Annotated in this window: 17 protein-coding genes; 5 read left to right on the forward strand and 12 right to left on the reverse strand. The window is 42.1% G+C overall.

The window, feature by feature from the left end:
• Window positions 1-75: 75 nt before the first annotated feature.
• From fliD to TOL2_RS18930, 4 genes are all read left to right on the forward strand, one after another.
• Entirely contained in the window at window positions 76-2,055 is a 1,980-nt protein-coding gene (gene fliD, locus TOL2_RS18915) for a flagellar filament capping protein FliD (RefSeq protein ID WP_148278153.1), read from the forward strand.
• Between the two features lie 90 nt (window positions 2,056-2,145).
• Window positions 2,146-2,628: a flagellar export chaperone FliS gene (gene fliS / locus TOL2_RS18920; RefSeq protein ID WP_014958891.1), complete on the forward strand. Its 483-nt coding sequence runs from the start codon at window positions 2,146-2,148 to the stop codon at window positions 2,626-2,628.
• A 26-nt stretch (window positions 2,629-2,654) separates the two neighbouring features.
• A complete protein-coding gene (locus tag TOL2_RS18925) occupies window positions 2,655-3,056 on the forward strand; it encodes a hypothetical protein (protein WP_014958892.1) in 402 nt (133 codons plus the stop codon).
• A gap of 14 nt (window positions 3,057-3,070) precedes the next feature.
• Window positions 3,071-3,457, forward strand: coding sequence for a flagellar protein FlaG (locus tag TOL2_RS18930; RefSeq protein WP_041279622.1), 387 nt, complete (start codon window positions 3,071-3,073; stop codon window positions 3,455-3,457).
• Between the two features lie 45 nt (window positions 3,458-3,502).
• On the opposite strand, the gene fliW is transcribed toward TOL2_RS18930, so the two are convergent.
• The 11 genes from fliW to TOL2_RS18985 form a co-directional block, all read right to left on the reverse strand.
• Window positions 3,503-3,940: a flagellar assembly protein FliW gene (gene fliW / locus TOL2_RS18935; RefSeq protein ID WP_014958894.1), complete on the reverse strand. Its 438-nt coding sequence runs from the start codon at window positions 3,938-3,940 to the stop codon at window positions 3,503-3,505.
• A gap of 17 nt (window positions 3,941-3,957) precedes the next feature.
• On the reverse strand, window positions 3,958-4,200 hold the full coding sequence (gene csrA / locus TOL2_RS18940) for a carbon storage regulator CsrA (RefSeq protein ID WP_014958895.1): 243 nt from the start codon (window positions 4,198-4,200) through the stop codon (window positions 3,958-3,960).
• A gap of 15 nt (window positions 4,201-4,215) precedes the next feature.
• Window positions 4,216-6,558: a flagellar hook-associated protein FlgL gene (gene flgL, locus TOL2_RS23840; protein ID WP_014958896.1), complete on the reverse strand. Its 2,343-nt coding sequence runs from the start codon at window positions 6,556-6,558 to the stop codon at window positions 4,216-4,218.
• A gap of 12 nt (window positions 6,559-6,570) precedes the next feature.
• Window positions 6,571-10,779, reverse strand: a complete 4,209-nt coding sequence (flgK, locus tag TOL2_RS18950) for a flagellar hook-associated protein FlgK (RefSeq protein WP_014958897.1) — start codon at window positions 10,777-10,779, stop codon at window positions 6,571-6,573.
• Between the two features lie 3 nt (window positions 10,780-10,782).
• Window positions 10,783-11,286 (reverse strand): flagellar export chaperone FlgN, encoded by a 504-nt coding sequence (gene flgN, locus TOL2_RS18955; RefSeq protein WP_014958898.1) that lies wholly within the window; start codon window positions 11,284-11,286, stop codon window positions 10,783-10,785.
• A gap of 376 nt (window positions 11,287-11,662) precedes the next feature.
• The gene (locus TOL2_RS18960; protein ID WP_014958899.1) at window positions 11,663-11,977 is read right to left on the reverse strand and encodes a rod-binding protein; all 315 of its coding nucleotides are present in this window, start codon (window positions 11,975-11,977) and stop codon (window positions 11,663-11,665) included.
• 15 nt (window positions 11,978-11,992) lie between these two features.
• On the reverse strand, window positions 11,993-13,054 hold the full coding sequence (locus TOL2_RS18965; RefSeq protein WP_014958900.1) for a flagellar basal body P-ring protein FlgI: 1,062 nt from the start codon (window positions 13,052-13,054) through the stop codon (window positions 11,993-11,995).
• 15 nt (window positions 13,055-13,069) lie between these two features.
• On the reverse strand, window positions 13,070-13,792 hold the full coding sequence (locus TOL2_RS18970) for a flagellar basal body L-ring protein FlgH (protein ID WP_014958901.1): 723 nt from the start codon (window positions 13,790-13,792) through the stop codon (window positions 13,070-13,072).
• 3 nt (window positions 13,793-13,795) lie between these two features.
• A complete protein-coding gene (gene flgA / locus TOL2_RS18975) occupies window positions 13,796-14,809 on the reverse strand; it encodes a flagellar basal body P-ring formation chaperone FlgA (protein ID WP_041279623.1) in 1,014 nt (337 codons plus the stop codon).
• Between the two features lie 9 nt (window positions 14,810-14,818).
• Window positions 14,819-15,601, reverse strand: a complete 783-nt coding sequence (flgG, locus tag TOL2_RS18980; RefSeq protein ID WP_014958903.1) for a flagellar basal-body rod protein FlgG — start codon at window positions 15,599-15,601, stop codon at window positions 14,819-14,821.
• Between the two features lie 18 nt (window positions 15,602-15,619).
• Complete coding sequence (locus TOL2_RS18985) at window positions 15,620-16,312, reverse strand: flagellar hook-basal body protein (protein WP_014958904.1); 693 nt, start codon at window positions 16,310-16,312, stop codon at window positions 15,620-15,622.
• Between the two features lie 472 nt (window positions 16,313-16,784).
• Here TOL2_RS18985 and TOL2_RS18990 point away from each other — a divergent pair, with 472 nt between their 5' ends.
• The gene (locus TOL2_RS18990) at window positions 16,785-16,988 is read left to right on the forward strand and encodes a hypothetical protein (RefSeq protein ID WP_014958905.1); all 204 of its coding nucleotides are present in this window, start codon (window positions 16,785-16,787) and stop codon (window positions 16,986-16,988) included.
• Window positions 16,989-17,024: 36 nt separating this feature from the next.
• On the opposite strand, the gene TOL2_RS18995 is transcribed toward TOL2_RS18990, so the two are convergent.
• Window positions 17,025-17,288, reverse strand: coding sequence for an EscU/YscU/HrcU family type III secretion system export apparatus switch protein (locus TOL2_RS18995; RefSeq protein ID WP_014958906.1), 264 nt, complete (start codon window positions 17,286-17,288; stop codon window positions 17,025-17,027).
• Window positions 17,289-17,294: the final 6 nt, after the last annotated feature.

Here is a 17,294-nt window from a genome sequence, read left to right on the forward strand (position 1 = left end):
ATGTTTTTTATGCGATTATCCGATAATAGTAATAATCAGATAGAAACCACATTTAAATTTATATGGAGATACACCATGGCAACAGGATCAATTACATCTTTGGGAATAGGATCAGGCCTTGATCTTCAGGATATCCTTGACCAGCTTAAGGGAGTTGATGAAACCAGGATCACTGCCAAAAAAAATAAAAAAACACAGTTTCAGAATCAGGTAGATGCCTACAATACGATAAATGCCAAACTTTTTTCTATTAAATCTGATGCACTGAATTTATCCCTTGCATCTAATTTTCTGGACAATAGTATTTCCGTTACGGATGAGGATGTTATTTCCGCAACGGTGGGGGATGGCTATGATGAATCTTCCTACAGCGTTGACGTGACCCAGAAAGCCAAAAGGAACTCATGGGAGTCAGCCGCAGTTGGCAGCAAGACGGATACCATGTTTACCGAACCTGCATCCGGAATTGCAGACCATGATACAACAGCAGTGATCAGCCAAAATGAAGCGCTTACCATGTATTACGGCACTTATGAAGGAATAAGTACGGACAACAGTATTGCCGCAGGCACTACAGATGACACATTTGCCATTAATGGCGTTAACATTGGAATTGTGAATATCAGTGACAAAGATTCCGACAATGCCCTGGTGAATGCAATTAATTTTAGAACAGAAGAACACGGGGTGACCGCTTCCGTGAATGATGACGGCATTCTTACCTTGAAGTCTGCTGATCACAGTGATATTGAAGTGACCATGGATGCCGGTACCCAGGCGGTGTTTGGCGGGACAGGCAATATGTCGAATACCGGACGGGAACAGATTGATATCAGCCTGACCCCTGGAATGACCCTTGATGAAATTGCGGATAAGGTCAACAATTCTTCCAGCAACAAGGATGAGAAGGGGAACCAGCTTGTAAATGCGTCTTTTACCCGTGGTGACAATGGTGACTATTATATCCGTTTATCCCCTGCATCAGGAGGCAACTCTGCAGATTCAGAGATAACTGTTGCAGGATTTGACTGGGTGGCGGCAGACACAACCGTGGCCATTGGACAAGATGACTCCACCATGTATCTGAGTGTGGCCCCTGGGACAACTTATGAAGAAATGACAAACCTGATCAATGGTTCCAAAGACAATACCGGTGTAACCGCAGCAATGATTGACAATGGGGATTCAACCAATCCATACCAACTCACCTTAACCTCCGATGAAACAGGGGAGGATGCAAGGATAAGTCTTGCCAATCTGGCTGGATTGACACAAGTCACCGGGGCCGGGGCGCAATCTCTGAATGCTGAATTTACCGTAAATGGTATCTCATACTCACGGCAATCAAACACCTCAATCAATGACGTCATTACCGGCGTCACCTTTGACCTTAAAAACACGGGAGAATCCACCCTTAATATTGACGTAAATCATGACACGGTTAAAGAAGGCATATTGTCTATGATCGAGGGGTTTAATGACCTTGTTTCGTATATCAAAGGCACGGAGACAGAGACGGAAGATACATCAAAAACAAAAGATGAGACAGAAGAAGACACTGACAATCCCCTTGATGGCTCAAGCAGTGCAAATCGGATCATTTACCAGCTCAAGTCCCTTTTAACCAATACTATTAATTTAGATACCAACTACACAAGCCTCACGGATCTGGGACTTGAAATCAGCAGCACCGGCACCATCAGCATTGATGAAGACACACTTGATGAAGCCATGGCTGCTGATCCGGACGCCATAAAATCCTTGTTCCTGGGAAATACGGATGAAGAAATCACAGGACTTGCAGACATCATTAATAATGCCGTGACGGATATGGTCAGTTCAACCGGAATCGCCACAACTGAAATTGATGAAGCAGAGGCAAAAATCACACGGATAGACAAGGATATTGAAACAGAAACCCAGCGGCTGACAAAAAAATATGAAACCATGGCAAGAGAGTTTGCACGGCTTGATACCTATATCAGCCAACTGAATTCTCAAGCCGGTGCCCTGACCTCAATGATTGATGCATTCAGTAAGGCAAATGAAAAATAATATTTAAGGAATTGAGCTGAAATGTTCTCAAGAAAAAAATAGAATTGCCGATTCTAATAAATAACAGACAACATAATTCAGGAGATTTGAATGGCAGCTTACCAGCAGATAAACACCTATCTAAACAATCATTATGAAGGCATGGATCCTGAACAATTGATACTTTTACTTTTCAATGGAGCCTTAAGTCGGCTGACTTTAAGCAGAGAAGGGATCGAAGAGAAAAATGTTCAAAAAAAAGGTGAGAACCTTTCAAAGGCCATTGCCATCATTTCCGAACTTAATGCTTCTGTTGATTCAACAATGACGGATGAATCAACACAATTTCTAAGGGGCATTTACAAGGCTATTCTGACGGAGTTGCCAAACGTCACCTTAAACAATGATTTAAAAACCCTTGACCGTGCCCAAGGCTATATATCAAGGCTCAAAGACATATGGGAAACCGAGGTCATTGCAAAACAACAGGTATCTCCCCCTGAAATTGCAAAAAACACAGTCCAAAAACAAGCTTTTTCTTCGGCTTTTAATGAAGATCGACCAAAAAAGAGCTTTCATGCAGTTTGTGTTTGACAGATAAAACAGGATATTTAATAACTATGGAAAAAAAATTCAAATCGGTTGAAGCGACATTAAACCGGCTGCATGATCTTCAGGCAAAACACCTTGCATCTTTTGACAGCCAAGACCTGCCTGACCTTGAACAACAGTCTGCAGAACGGGATGCTGAGGTTGCACAGCTTATAAGGAATGTTAACACATTGATTGAACAGCTATACATCACAACCGAAGTTGAAACAAAATCACGGTTTCTGTTTTTTAACGACCTTATTACTGGCCTCCTTGAGCAGAACAAAGCCATTGAGACAAAAACACATGCCATCAAAAACAAACTTGAAAACAGCATGAAACAGTTATCAAAAGGCAAATGCGCAATCAGTTCATATAGGTCTTCGGCAGCGGTTAATTACAAGCCCAAGGTTATCAGTATTACCAATTGATAAGGAGAATCAGGATGAATATAAGTCATATAAACACTGCTCCCGCACCGGTGGAAATAAAACCGGTGGAGCAGGCAATGCCAGCATCCGAATCAAATAAGATTGATGCGGCAGAAAAAATTAACAGCCCGGAAACAAAAAGACAGGAAACAAAAAGACAGGAAAACGATTTTTCTGTTGAAGAAACAAAGCAACTGGCAGAAGAACTGAATGAATTCATGGATGACCTCAAGACAAGTTTAGGATTTTCCATAAGAGAAGATCACAGGCACCAGGTGATTGTGGAAATCAAAAACCGGGACACGGATGAACTCATCAAACAGATTCCTTCAGAAGAACTACTTGCAATCAAAGGAAAAATTGAAGAGTTCACCGGTCTTATATTTAATCAAAAAGTTTAACTATCTCTATTTTTTTGTAGCAGTTTGATCTGTAATGACCTTTATTCAGGAAGATTCTATAACATTGTGTTGATGGGAATAGGTTGAATCAGATATCACAACCTGAATGGCCTGATTGTTTATTGAATTTATAATGATCGGGCCCATTAAGTTCGCAGTTATTCTCTTGCCTCTCTCTCCTTTAAAGATATTAATCACCACATAAACCAGCAGATCATCAACCTGAATATCTTTCCATCCCCTTGAAACGATAAATTCCTTAAGATCAATCTCGTAATCAGGCTTAAAAACAAACGGACTCAGCATGACAAGGGCCAGATTAGGCTCTTCCATGGACTGAAACCAGCAAAAAGGTGCTGATTGGGGATCTTCAAAAAGGACAAAACGCTCAAACCCTGGAAATCCTGGCAAGCCTTCCGGCATAAAAAGAATTTTATCTGCATCAATTTCTATCTCACCAAATCTTCTGGTATTTATTTTCAATCTTTTCACTCCTTTTTTTACTTCCCAGGCAATTTTTTTTTGAAAAGATCCACGGCTTCGGTGATATCCGTGATATCTTTTGCAGCAGCATCAATGTTTTCATTTTTTATTTGTTCCCACACCTCCATACGAAGGATGGTCACCTCTCTTGGGGCATCGATGCCGATTTTCACGACACCGCCTTCAACCCCGAGAATACTGACAACAACATTGTCTCCTATCTTGATTTTTTCCCCTGCCCGCCGGCTCAGGATAAGCATATGATATCTATCCTTTTATAAATAATCCACAAGACTCAAATTCATGATTTTTGCCGTTGAACTCAAGGATGCCTGGTAAGCGGTTTCAATTGCCTGCAGGTTCATGATGGCTTCTACGATATCCGCATCTTCAATAGTGGATTTTCTCTGTGTCAGAGTCAGGCTGTTCTCTGTTGTTATTTTATCCCTGATTTCAAGACGGTTATATTTATTACCAACATCCACAATCTTTGACGTCATGCTGTCAAAATGCGCGTCAAGCCGACCTAAAGTCCGTTCAATGCCATAGAGGTCATTATCTTCCAAATATTGGTTAAGGTCAATAAGCGTATTAAAAATACCCCACTCCACCTCACGGTCACTTTCAATCGGAGCTGCAATATCATCTTCTATATCAAACCCGAGAATTTCCCCTATGCTTCCGCCTGATCCCCCTGCTGAAACAGGGGCATTTTCTCCGGTCTGCCACAGCAGGTCAAACCCGGCAAGCTCGGTTCCGTTCTCCTTGATGGTAAAATTTTTAGTGTAAGAATCCCAGGAGACGGAATAATCGATATGGTTGCCGTTTTGGTAAGATTCTTCCTCCAGGGCTTTTTCCACTTCAAGGGCAAGCTCTGAATGGCTGGTATATGTTTTCTGCTTAATGTCGGCCGTCAGTTCATCAACTGCCTTACCGTCTTTTACCTTAAGGATCTCCCTAAAATCAATCTTATTATTTGTCGAGTTAATGGTGATATTAACGACGGGTTCATCACTTTCAGACAAACCGACCTTATCATCCCCGTAAAATCCCAAAACAGAGGCAGCAGAAGAACTGCTCCATAAAATTTGAAATTCATTCTGGGAACTGCCGTCCTCCTGGATAGTAAATTTACCCTCCCGGGCATCATAGGAAACCGCATAATTGATGTTGTTTCCACTGGCTTGACTTTCCATTTTTATTGCCGACTCAATCACAGCGGCAAGGCTGTCCATATCTGTATAATTGTCATTGGGTATGGTTATGGAAAGAGGAGGAACTGTTTTAGCACCAGCTGAATCTATTTCCTCAAATTCAATGGTATCATTTATCCCGATAGAGATGATTAAATTGGTTGCAAAAACAGCAGTGGTATCAGAGGTTGGAGGCGCATATATTGAATTATCCTTGTTAAACCCGATTTCATGGCCGATGCTGTGATCCCCCCGGGCAGATACAATATCAAATTCAATAAACTGCCCCGTTGCTGTAACCGGATTGTCAAGGGTAATGGTGATATCTGCAAAACCTGACTCATTAAGGTCGATACCAACAGAATCATTTGTCCCTGACAGGGTTGCCGGTATGATGGTATACCCGGGATTATTGTCAAATTCCCAGGTATCATCTCCCTGCCAGGTCAGCCGGAAAGGTTCCGTCCCATGAGGTTCAGGAGTGCTGAAGGTCAGGGCATCCGAATTCACGACCGTGACATTGATATCATCCGGATCAATTGAATCGCTGCCGGATATTTTGCTGATATAGGCATCCGCCCCTGTTTCCCACATAAATTCCGTTCTGACAAATCCATCATATGAGCCGTCTTCCCTGATGGAAAACGCCTTTTGCTCCTCGTCATACTCAACTTCATAGGTCACACTATAACCGTCTCTGGACGACACATCATTTAAAGCATTTTTCACAGCTGTTTCAATTTGAGCTGTTGTGTAGGTTCCGTCATCAATAGTAGCTTCCATAATAATTTGTGATGCTGACCCATGACCATTATCTTCCTTGAATATAATGGTGTTATTGGTTGAATTAATTTTAATCTTATCTTCCCAGAAGGTTTCTTTCCCATCCCGACCAACCGGAACAGTAACATTTTTATCTGTTTTTATTGAAAAGGGGATATGATTGCCGGCATAGGAAACAGTTGGAGGATCTTCGTCAGCATGATATGCCAAAGGTGGGGTATCCGTATCAGTGCCGCCAAAAATATAGTTCCCGTTAATCCGTGTGTTTCCAAAAGTAACGATCTGCTCAATCATACTGTTGATACTTCCGATAGCATTCTTTCTTTCGTCAGAACTCATGGATGCGTTGACCAATCGGCTCACCTGGCTTTTTGCATCCAGGATAAGGTTGTTCACACTGTCAAGGGAACTTTCAGCGCCTGAAAGCCATGAGAGACCCATACTCACATTTTTCTCAATCTGCTCAAGATTTCCGATCGAACTTTTAAGACCAAGCACCTGGCTGAACCCTATAGGATCATCCGAGAGACTGTTGATGCGCTTCTGGGTGGCTATCACTTCGTTGGCATCCTGCAAATTGCTGGTAATACCGCCAAGGCGGTATGTGGAGTTACCGTACATGGAAAGATTGGGAACCCGCATTATCCTCTCCTTTTATATTACATTGATCAGGGTGGTCAGCATCTCATCGGCAACCGTCAAAAGCTTTGATGCTGCTGAAAATCCATGCTGGTATTGCATAAGTTTGATCATTTCTTCATCAAGAGAGACGGCCGATACAGAATCCCTCTGCTCTGTCAAATTGTTCACCATAATTTCGGCAAATTCCCTTGAACTTTGAATTCTTCGGGCAATGATCCCCATGGAACCCGTCATTGTACTGTAATACCCGTCCAGAGTGGTCGTGGTCAGACTGGATACCGCACCTGCCCCCCGGTCATAGTCCCATTGTTTCATTGTAATATCCATGTACTGGACATCAGCCATGGCAAGGGCATTGGTGTTATCTCCCTGAGCAATCTCACCGGTTTCACTGTTAATTCTTGCCGCGGCAACATACTTGGTATCAGCAAGGCTTTTATTCATATCCATTGTCCCGGCATCATATCCGTTAAAAAAAGTATTTATGCCTGCGGCGGCAAGAAGGCCTGAAGATGCGCCAACCGAATCATCTGAAAAGGCAAAGCCGATATTCTCTGTCTCCCGTTTGGCAAGATCAAATTGAATAAAACCCTGATCAGATACTTTTTGAGTAAAAGCGATTTCAATATCCACCAGACCGTTCCCGGAGAAATCAATACCAAAGCCGTCATCATCCCCGCCGTCCGGTATAAAAGAAGCAGTCCCGCCAGTGGGATCATTAACGATGCTCCATTCTCCAGTTGAAGAACGCACCACCTTAAAATCATCCGCACTGAAATTAAAAGCACTCCAGTCACTTACCGTTATTCTTGCATTATCTTCACTGAACCCGTTGCTGCCGGAACACACCACATCGGTCAAGGCATGGTAGTCATCCGAAACTTCAAACTTAAGCTGGTTATCCAGTGTTGTTGAGGCCTTCATTCCTCCGGCCTGCCGGTTGAACTGGCCGGCAAAGGAATCAAGAGTCCAGTGCCAGTCGGACAGCAGTTCGCCTGTGGCAATTCCTTTATCATTGGTTGAAACAGGAATTCCGGACGCATCGGTTGTGATGGTAAAGGCATCATTTTTAAACAAGGTACCGTCATAAAACTTCAAGGTCATGCCGTCCACTTCCACTTCAATCGGTATACCCGGCGTAAGTACAGGGTCTGATCCTTCAAGTTCAAACATGCCGGAAGATGTGCCGGTTTTCCATTCAACAGTAATTGTATCGGCTTCATCTGCAGCAAGTTCCCCCATCTTTCCGCCAGTTGTTACCGTAAACTTGTAGATCTCATTTTTATTATTGGCAGCCCCGGATACCGTAAAATCCAGGGGATCGGTATTACCGGCGGCATCCGTATTAACGGTCAGGGTATTTCCTGCCACAAGATTTCCTGCGGAAATATCAAAAGAAAGGGTAGGAGATCCGGATTCAACAATGGACAATGTTCCCTCTTTTTCAACATTTATCAGCCCCTCGTCTCCGGTGAAGATACCGTCTGCATCATATTTTTCCCATTTTATGATGCCCTCGTCCGCAAACAGGGAAGCGGTTGCAAAATCCCTGTAAATATTTCCCGACTGCAAAAAATCATTTTGAGGATCACTTGTACCGGTTCCAGTTCCAGTTCTGACAGCAAGCTTTGCATCGTTACTAACAGATTCGGCAAAATTGGTGATCTCAATGGGATCGGATAAATCTTTGTTCTTGATTATTGATACGGATTTTCCATTCCTGACAACTTTATAATCAGCAACAGGAAGCGCACCCCCCACACTGCCATCAAGTGCATCCGCAAGCCCTTGTGCAAACTCCAGTTCAGTTGTATGGCCAGCGGTTGCCACATCATAGCTGACATCTATTCCATCTACCTTAAAGGATATAACATCTGAAAAACCGGGGAATCCATCTTCCCCGCCAAGTGTCATGATGGAGCTGCCGGATTCTGCCCAGTTGCCATCAAACAACCCGCCTGCCCCTGAAACATTTGAGTACAGGGACATGCCGGGATCCATGACAACGGTGACCGTACCGGTAATTACACCAGCCGCCACACCAGCCGCACTGATCTCCTCAATGGGGACAGGGGGGTCAGGGGTTCCCTGGCCTGTAAAATCTATGGTATCCCCATTTGAGGCAACAGAGACAAAGGTATCACTGTCCAGTGAACCGTCTAACAAAAAATTATTCAGTGCTGGGTTTGTCCCTGAAAGTCCAATGATATCAAGGTTTGCTCCTACAGTATTGTCACCGTCTTTGATCGTCAGGCCTGATCCGTCTGTGGTCCTTAATATGACCGAATTGGATGACGGGTCGTGAGCCACTGTAAACGGTTCATCTTTAAGAGCTGAAGTCAATGCATTATAAAAAGCCGTTGCCATTACAGCCTGATCATTAGTATCCACCGAACTTAAATCAATTGAAACAGGCGTGGTGGTGCTTGATGCCACGGTAAAAGTTACCGTATTACCAGCATCAAAACCGGTAAAATTCTCCAGACGAACCCCGGTATTATCCTGGACTTCAAAATCCTGGACACCTATGGTGTGGCCGGCACTGCTGGTAATTTTGAGCCCGCTGGTAAAAAGGTCATGATCATCCCTTATATCGTTGATACTATTAGCCGCATCTCTCAGGGCATTTTCAAACTGCTCGGCCACAGCATCTGCAAGGGGTATGGTTCCCCCATCCGTGTCCACTGTAAAGCGCTGATCATAAACAATACCATCCACATAAAGAGAAAACCGGACTTCGTCACCGTCTTGTGCAGTGGTAATTCCTGAGACATCAAACTCAGCTGAAACTTTTGACGCATAGGCATCCACACCGTCAATTGCCGAAAGTGCCTCTGCGATTGATGCAGCCGATCTTTGGGCATCTCCACCCGTGTCTTTGATTTCAATAATTTGTGTACCGGAAGGGCCGTTATTAACCGTAATAGTTTGCTCTGCAAGGGCTGAATTCAAGGCATCAGCCACATCAATACCAGATGTCTGTACTGCCGCAAGATCACTCCCGTCTGTCTGAACAACTTCCTTATCCCCAAGGGTTGCGCTTTCCATTACCGTAAGTTTATAACTGGACTGGACCTGGCCGGTTCCCTGCCAGTTGGAAATTTTTGCCTCAGATATGCCCATATCAATCTCGGTCTTTGTATAAAGAGTATCCACCGAAGAATTATCCTGGGTCCAAAGGGTAAAATCCTTTGTATAATCAATTTTGTCACCAAAGGCATAACTGGATAAAAGACCGCTTTGATCAGATTCATAATTCCCTGTAACAGATCCTGTAAAATACTCCATCCCGCTTCCCTGGGAGTGCTGATAATTCATGGCCCATATCATTTCCCTGGCCAGGACATCCAGTTCATTGGAAAATTTGGGAACAATTTCATCTCTGATTTCAAGCCACCCGGCAAGTTTTCCACCGGATATCTTATCTGTTATATCCATATTTGATCTGGAAGAACCTTGCCACATGATTCTGTCTTCATTGCGAAAAAGCTCATAATTATCAGCGCCATTCACAAGAATTAAACCGTTTGCAACATTTACAATTGTTGACCCGTTTGTCTGCTCAAAGGTATCAATATTAATGAGTGTTCCAAGCTTGTTTAAAAGCGTGTTTCTCTGGTCCCTTAAGTCATTTGCTGACCGGTTGGCCTCAAGGCCGGCAATCTGAATATTCAAGTCTGCTACCTGGCTGGACAAGGAATTGATCTGATCAAGACTTGCATCAATCTCATTGTTCATATCTGATCCAATACCTTCAAGGTCAGCGCCTGCCTTATTCAGACGGGTTGAAAAATTACTGCCTTTTTCATACACGGAAACCCTTTCAGATGACCCCAGGGGATTGTCCGAAAGATCATGCCAGGAATTCCAGAATTCATTCATAATACTGGTGATGCTTGCATCGGAATTTTCGTCAAAAAAACCTTCAAGAATATTCATATAGGATTCAGTTTCTTCAAAGGCAGCCTGGGATGATCTCTCATCCGTCAGCCTGTTCTCAAGAAGTGTGTCAACATTCTGCTGAATCTGGGACGTATCAACACCGGTACCGAACAGAAATCCCGCATAAAGTGATGGCCTTCGGTTAAGCTGAACAGCGTTTTGCATACTGTAACCAGGATTGTTAACATTGGCAATATTATTTCCTGTTACGGCCAGACCGTATTGCTGTGCTGCTATTGCAGATTTGGCAATGCTTAAAGTAGAGGTTATACCAGACATAGTTTAAACCTCGGCTCTTATGAGATATTTTCCGGTTTTATTGTTTAAAACCCTGCCGGAGTTGTTGTATTGCTCCTTATTGCCGGAACCTGTAATGGTTGTAAAAATGCCATTTATAACTGACAGGTATTCGTTGACATATCGTTTATTTTCCGATGCCATACTTGCCAGTTCTTTTTTGACCATATCCGATTCATTCTCAAGTTTTTTCAGATTTATTTTTAGCTTTGAAGAAAGCGGCAGACAATTTATCACATGAGACAAACTGAAAACCGTTGCTTCTTTTTTCAAAGGAATATTCTTATCTTCAAGAAGCATAACCATGCTATCCCTTATCTGCTCTATTTTTGCGGCAAGCTGTTTTTTCCTATCCGCCATTTTCCAAAGAGAATCAACGTCCATATCAACAATATATTTTTTTTCCTGTTCAACAACAGTTTTCAGCTCTTTATAGAATGACAGTTTTTCCCGACACATCCCTTCTATTTTACAGGCAAATTTTTCCATGTTGACTCTCCTTTTAACATATATCGGTATCTGCCTTTATTTTTTTGAATTTCAAAAAAACATTCTTTGGAAAGCGGCATTTTTTTCCTCTTTTCCCGATTATTTTCGCTGTTAATGTATTAATAGCAATATATATGCCACAAACTCAATTGTTTACTCAATTTTCAAAGTTGATAAATTTTAAATGAAACAATGCGTTGTTGTGACCGTCAGGGCATGCATGGGATGAGGAATTGGAACATATTAAAAATCCGGAGGATTACAAAAAAAATAGCGGGTGGGCTTTTTTATCTGTCAGTCTTAAAAAATCAAAACAGTGGCTTTCATATTTTGTTGTGGGCAAACCCGAATGAAATACCAGGTCTGCCAATGGTCATTATTTAGAATCTTTTAACTGCTGGTATAAAAAATCTTTAATTCCAATGGATTCATTGCCTTTCGACAATTTTTCAGCAAGATATTGGTCCTGCATTGACGTATAGATATCCATACTGTTGGAATCTTCGAAAAGGGCATTGCCCGGCAAAGTGTCACGCATGGATTTAATCATTGTATTTAAAAATATGGCTTCAAATCCGGTACAGGCCTCTTTTAATTCTTTTTCCTTGGCCAAAGATGCTGTTTTGTTTTTTATGGTATCAACATGTGCCTTTGAAACGTTCTGATTGATCAAATCAATGTCCATATTCATAATTATTTCCTTTGTTTATATAATCACAATCTCAGCCTGAAGGGCTCCTGCAGCTTTAATACTCTGCAGTATGCTGATCAAATCCCGGGGTTTAACGCCAAGGGAATTGAGCCCCCGGACAAGTTCACCAATGGTTGAGGTGCCTGGCAGATTCATGACACTTTCTTTTTTTTCATTTTCAGGGTCTTCATTAATAGTTACGGAAAGGTCTCCATGAGCAATGGCAACACTGGAAATGGTGACGTCACTGCCTATCACAACCGTGCCCGTTTTTTCATTGATGATAACTTTGGCAATGGTGTCCGGAATTACCGAAAGGGTTTCAATGTCTGCAATAAATTCCGCCACGTTTTTTTGCCACATGGTATCAGGGACTCTCAGGCTCAATGCACTGGCATCAATAGTTTTGGCTACGCCTTCACCAATGGAGGCATTGATAGTGTCGGTCATTCGCTTTGCCGTTGTGAAATCCGGACGGAACAATGATAGAATCAGATTTCTTTTTCCATCCAGTTGAAAGGGAATTTCCCTTTCAACAGATGCCCCATTGACAATCCGGGCCACCTGGAGATGACTGTCCCGGTCACCGGCACCACTAGGCATGGCAAGAGTCAGGGCTCCCTGAGCCAGGGCATAAACCCGGCCATCCACCCCTTTTAAGGGAGTGACCAGCAATGTCCCGCCTTTAAGACTTTTGGCATCTCCCAGGGATGATGCAGCCACATCAATTTTATCTCCGATCCTTGCAAAAGGCGGAATGTTTGCCGTTACCATAACCGCTGCAACATTTTTTACCTTCAACCCGTTCTTATCAACAAAAATATTCATTTTTTCCATCATGTTGGCAAGGGCCTGTTTGGTAAAACTCACCCCGTCCTTATCACCAGTACCGTTCAAACCGACAACCAGCCCGTAACCCGTGAGTTGATTGGATCGAATCCCTTTAATGGCGGCAAGGTCTTTAATCCTTGCCCCATGGGTATTTGAAACAAAAACCATCCCTATAAAACACCAGATAGAACACCAAACAGAACATCTGATAAAACTCTTACTCTTTTTCATAATAGAATTGAACATTAGAAGTTTTCCTTTTTACCAGGGCCATACATTGTCAATGATTCGGGTCCCCCAACCAGGCTTTTGCTTGTCAGAAAGAACGCCGCTGCCATAATACTCGATTCTTGAATCGGCAAGATTAGTGGATTTTACCCGGTTACCGGCAGAAATATCCAGAGGCCGAATAATCCCGGACACTGTAATATACTGAACTTCATTATTCACTTTTATTGCCTTTCTGCCAAAAAGGCTTAAGTTTCCGTTTGGCAACACTTCCGTGATACGGGCGGCAATGGATGCTGTCACCTGTCCTGAGCGATCGCTTGTAGCCTCTCCTGCAAAACTATTTGAAAAATCCGTACCAATCAGCGAAGTGTCACCTAAAGCTGCTCCGAAATCAGTTGTTTTACCCATAAGATTAATCTTTGGAACACCTATATCCATTCCTGATTTCCTGGAAGTTTCCGTATTCACATCCATGCTGGAAGTTGAATTTTCAATGATATCCACAATCACGGTATCGCCGATATAGCCCGCCTTTGAATCTTCAAACATGGAACCGCTTTTATCCATCCATAAAGACCCTTCCGAAGACCTCGCTGCAACAAATTCAGGCTGAAGAACTGGTTCGGTTGCAACGCCTTGAGGAATGACAAGTCCGGAAGTATCTTTTTGGGAACTTGAAATACAGCCGGAAAAAACAATAACAACAAAAAATAAAACCGATCCTATGATATAAATCCCACTTTTTTTATTCATTTTTTAATACGCGACCTCCACTCTTGATTTTCCTTTTACAATTCCCCGGACAAGCTTGCCTGAACTAAGGCTTTCAACCTTTATCAGTTCATTTTCAAACCCGTCTTCTTTGGATATGCCGGATGTAATAATTTCAAGGTTGTTATTCCTGGCCACCAGGGTAATGATGTCGCCTTTTTGGATTAAAGGAGGATCGGCAAAAAAATTTGTTTTTAAAATATCGCCTTTCCTCACACTATAATTTAAAATCTTATGGCTTATTTCTTCAAATGTCTTGATACCGGTCCGGCCAATCTCAAAAACATTTTCTTTTTTTAGGCATACCGTCTCTTTGGAGATAGTCTCCCCTTTTGCATAGGATCTTGTTGTATGAAGAACATTGTCATATAACGCCACCAAGCCTGAAACACTAAGCCGGTCTTCTTTGTTCCCATCAATGACCACATCCAGATAAAAGGACAGTTTACCATGTTTATCCAGCATATCATCTGAGTCCGGACAAAACTGAAGTTTTCCCTGCGGGTATGTTTCAAGCCCCCTGACGTTAAATGTTTTCAATTGATAGTCCTGGTTTTTAAAAATTTGAGACAAATACTGCTCAACAAATTGCCGGACATCCTGTTTTGAAATCACCTGGCCCAATCGTTTCACATAGATCCGCCGGGGAGAAATCATGATAATATTGTCAGGCAGGTATCGTTGCCCCCGGATAATGGAAATTATTTTTTTTTTATCAAATGATTTTATTTGATCCGGTTTCGGAGAAGAACTCACGACAATCTTTGCCAGAGCTTCCTTTAAAAACCCATTGGCCTGTATCTCTGATATGTCCCCCAAAAAAACCTGAGACTGTTTTACAAGATTTGTCTCTTTTATGGTTATCCGGATATCACTGTTGAGCAGATTCTCATCATTATCATTATTTGCAGAAAGGCAGACTGTCCATACAGACTGAAATGCCATGATCCCAATGATAAAAAAACAAATCAGTTTAATATTTAATTTGGCGGCACCCATATCCGTGATCTATCGTTTCAATCCGTTGGCTGTAGTGAGCATGGCATCAGCGGTCTGAATTGATTTTGAATTGGCCTCATAGGTTCTTTGCCCGGCAATCATGGACACCATTTCTTCAACCACACTGACATTAGAGCCTTCAAGATAATTATTGACCACTGTTCCTGCGCCATCTTCTCCCGGGGTTCTTTCTGTTGCATCCCCTGACCCCTCTGTGGGCCTGAACAAATTATTACCTGCGGCAAAAAGACCTGCCGGATTAATAAATGTAGTGACCAGAATATTTTCCGTTCCAAGGATGGTTTCGTCTGCACCATGAAAAGACAATGTTCCGTTATCCTGAAGTGTAACCGTTATGGTATTGTCCGGCAATGATATTTCCGGTTGCAGGCGGTCACCTGAAGGGGTGGTTAGAAACCCTTCACTGTCCAGGGTAAAATTACCGGCCCTGGTATATAAATCTTCATCACCGTGCCGCACTTTAAAAAAACCATTGCCCTGGATTGCCATGTCCAGTTGGTTATCGGTCTGGATATAATCCCCCTGGCTGAAAAGCTTTTGCACACTGGTGGGCTTTACCCCCATACCGACCTGTATCCCGGTCGGGACCTGTCCACCACCCGGGGTGGTCTGGCCGGCAACCTGCATGGTTTTATACATGAGATCTTCAAAATTTGCCCTGGATTTTTTAAACCCGGTAGTACTGGAGTTGGCTAGGTTGTTGGCAACAACATCTGTCTGCATCTGCTGCGCACTCATGCCGGTTGCGGCTGACCAGAGGGATCGTATCATAGAATATCTCCTGTTATCTTATCTGAGTTTTCCAACTTCATTAATTGCTTTTGAATCAATTTCATCAAATGTCATCATGGATTTTGTAAATGTTTCAAACATACGGTGGTAATCAATCATTCGAACCATTTCTTCGACAACCTCAACATTTGCTTTTTCAAGCGCTTTATGCTGTACAACCGCTCCTTGTGCCTGAATCTCATCCATGGTTTCACCGGTGTAGGACAAAAAGTTCTGCCCTTCTCTTTCCAGTTTGTTCAATTCTTTAAAGGTTACTATATCAAACGTATCCACAACTTCTCCTGAAAGCAGTATCTCACCGTTCTGATTAACAGACAAATTCTGTTCCACATTTGCAGTATCAATGGCAATGGCACCGCCCTGCCCCATGACAGGATTCCCGTTTTGATCCACCAGGGTGCCGTTAATATCCAAGGAAAAATTCCCGTTCCGGGTATATTTTATGCCTTCTGATGTTTCAATTTTAAAAAAGCCCGGACCTGACAGGGCCATATCAAGAGGATTCCCGGTAGTCTGGATAGCGCCTTGTGAAAAATCTTTATTTAATTGTGCTTTGAATTGCGCATCAAAACTGATGCTGTCCTTCTTGAACCCTGTTGTATCTGCATTGGCAAGATTGTTTGACACGGTTTCCAATTTTCTTTCCTGCCTTAATCCTCCCTGTACGGGCCGGGTCATTTCAAGAATCATTTCAAACAATTCTCCTGTAAAATATTTGTTTATAAACCCTGTTTACCAAATAAGCAGCTTGCAATATCAAAAATTGACTGCAATATAGATGCCAGTCATATTCAAAAAAATGGGCTATTCTGCACAGGCACCTTAATTCATACGGTTTTAGAGTTAAAACAATCATATTATCAATTGACCGAACATCAATTGATTTGGTTCAAAAGAATCAATCGCCAAAACTTCGACATTAAAATAGCTCGTATTTTGACATAACCAAGAAATATTTTCCTATTACCAAAACATGAAAATGATAAGTTAAAAAAAGCTCACCCCCCAGAACCCACTAATTTCCATTCAATTCAAACTAATTTTAAATACATCTGATAGATTAAGCTTGCATAAAATCCACTTAAAAGATAAACAAAATCATTACTTTTTTAAAATTTTAGGATGTGACCAAAAGAAATATTATAAAAAGAAGGATGATACCATGACAGAAGAAAAATCAGATAATGATACACAAAAACCCATAATTGATTATGAAGTCACTGCAGACTTAACAGATTATTTTTGCCCTTTTTGCAATCATAAGCTTTTCAGAGGTAAAGTTACTGAATTCAATATGGTCTGTTCAAACTGCAACAAACTGGTTAGAAGCTCGAATATCCCGGCAAAAGACTCAAATCAGGAGTAATGATCAGTACTTTTTCATCCATGATGTTTAGAAATTTTATTTGGAATTCATAGAATATACAAAGGCAAGAAGCTCTGCAACTGCAACATAGATTTCAGAAGGAATTTCTTCATCAATTTCAAGGGATGACAGCACCTCAATAAGGTCGGGATCATCTTTTACGGGAATATCATGTTGTCTGGCAAGGTCAATAATTTTCTGTGCCACCTTGCCTTTACCTTTGGCTGTAACTTTAGGCGCACTGTTGGTTGCACGATCATATTTTAAAGCAATCGCTTTTTTAGGGTAGTTTTTATCCATTAAAAT

The organism is Desulfobacula toluolica Tol2, from assembly GCF_000307105.1.
Taxonomy (GTDB): domain Bacteria; phylum Desulfobacterota; class Desulfobacteria; order Desulfobacterales; family Desulfobacteraceae; genus Desulfobacula; species Desulfobacula toluolica.